This window comes from Duganella vulcania (assembly GCF_009857655.1).
In the GTDB taxonomy this organism is placed as follows: Bacteria; Pseudomonadota; Gammaproteobacteria; order Burkholderiales; family Burkholderiaceae_D; genus Rugamonas; species Rugamonas vulcania.
In genome coordinates this window covers 1-1,063 of record NZ_WWCX01000256.1, presented here as the reverse complement: position 1 = coordinate 1,063, position 1,063 = coordinate 1, and the positions used below count along the sequence as shown (strand labels likewise).

General features: G+C 47.8%; 2 tRNA genes and 2 rRNA genes. All 4 read left to right on the top strand.

Going from position 1 to position 1,063, the window contains the following annotated elements:
• Positions 1 to 120: ribosomal RNA gene (locus GTP90_RS35805) — 16S ribosomal RNA — on the top strand; the annotation flags it as partial.
• Positions 121 to 183: 63 nt separating this feature from the next.
• Positions 184 to 260: transfer RNA gene (locus GTP90_RS35800), tRNA-Ile, on the top strand.
• Between the two features lie 18 nt (positions 261 to 278).
• Positions 279 to 354 (top strand) — tRNA-Ala (locus tag GTP90_RS35795).
• A 220-nt stretch (positions 355 to 574) separates the two neighbouring features.
• A 23S ribosomal RNA gene (locus GTP90_RS35790) occupies positions 575 to 1,063 on the top strand; the annotation flags it as partial.

Below are 1,063 nucleotides of genomic sequence, written 5' to 3'. Positions count from 1 at the left end.
GTTTTACCAGAAGTAGGTAGCTTAACCGTAAGGAGGGCGCTTACCACGGTAGGATTCGTGACTGGGGTGAAGTCGTAACAAGGTAGCCGTATCGGAAGGTGCGGCTGGATCACCTCCTTTCTAGAGTAGCACTCTTCAACAAGCGTTCACACTTATCGACTGTCAAATTAAAGAACAGCATTTGGGGCTGTAGCTCAGCTGGTTAGAGCACCGTGTTGATAACGCGGGGGTCGTTGGTTCGAGTCCAACCAGCCCTACCAGTTTCATGCAATACCCATGGGGGATTAGCTCAGCTGGGAGAGCACCTGCTTTGCAAGCAGGGGGTCGTCGGTTCGATCCCGTCATCCTCCACCAAAAGCTCAAACGTAAGTCGTTAGATTTAGGTTTGATCTTTTAGAGATCAAGTGCTGTACGTTCTTTAACAATCTGGAAGAAGTAAGTAAATTTTTATTGATCGTTTTACGGTAAAACGTAAGACGATGGGTAATGATTGTATGTATCAACAAACGCAACAACGTAGTACTTCTTATTCCTATAAACGCTCCTTGTTTAGTCGCAGGGGCTAACGTTATAGGGACAAGTGAATAAGTGCACATGGTGGATGCCTTGGCGATTACAGGCGATGAAGGACGTAGTAGCTTGCGATAAGCTGCGGGGAGCTAGCAAACAAGCTTTGATCCGCAGATTTCCGAATGGGGAAACCCGGCCTTTTAGGTCATTGCATACTGAATACATAGGTATGCAAAGCGAACGCGGCGAACTGAAACATCTAAGTAGCTGCAGGAAAAGAAATCAACCGAGATTCCCAAAGTAGTGGCGAGCGAAATGGGATGAGCCTGTACGTTTTAGCATGACGCATAACAGAATCCTCTGGAAATAGGAGCCATAGCGGGTGATAGCCCCGTATGTGAAATGCGATGTGTGGAACTAAGCGTACGACAAGTAGGGCGGGACACGAGAAATCCTGTCTGAATATGGGGGGACCATCCTCCAAGGCTAAATACTCGTAATCGACCGATAGTGAACCAGTACCGTGAGGGAAAGGCGAAAAGAACCCCGGGAG